Consider the following 549-nt stretch of genomic DNA (forward strand, 5'->3'; position numbering starts at 1 on the left):
CCGCGCCGGTGCGGCGGGCGACCTCGGCGACCACGCTGACCGTCTCCCGCAGGTGCGGGGAGCAGACCACGTAGGCGACCACCCCGCCGGGGCGGACCAGGTTCAGCGCGGAGAGCAGCAGCTCACGCTGGAGCTTGGTCAGCTCGGCCAGGTCGTCGGGGCGGCGGCGCCAGCGGGCCTCCGGGCGGCGGCGCAGCGCGCCCAGCCCGGTGCACGGGGCGTCCACCAGGACCCGGTCGTAGCCGCCCTCGGGCAGGCCGGGGTCGCGGCCGTCGGCGATGTGCACGGTGATGGGCAGGCCGGAGGTGGCCTTGCGGACCAGGTCGGCGCGGTGCGGGGCCTTCTCCACCGCGTCCAGGGTGCCGCCCTGCATGCTGACCAGCGCGGCCAGCATCCCGGCCTTGCCACCGGGTCCGGCGCACAGGTCCAGCCAGGTCTCGTCCGGGCCGTCCAGCGGCGCCCTGCTCAGTGCCAGGGCGCACAGCTGGCTGCCCTCGTCCTGCACCGCGGCCAGGCCCTCGCGCAGCGGGTCCAGGTCGCCGGGGTCGC

At 77.6% G+C, this 549-nt stretch carries 1 pseudogene; it reads right to left on the reverse strand.

Annotated elements, in window-relative coordinates:
* Positions 1–549 (reverse strand): annotated as a pseudogene (locus M8C13_RS44255) (rRNA small subunit methyltransferase B); the annotation flags it as partial.

The sequence above is a fragment of the Crossiella sp. SN42 genome (assembly GCF_023897065.1).
GTDB lineage: Bacteria > Actinomycetota > Actinomycetes > Mycobacteriales > Pseudonocardiaceae > Crossiella.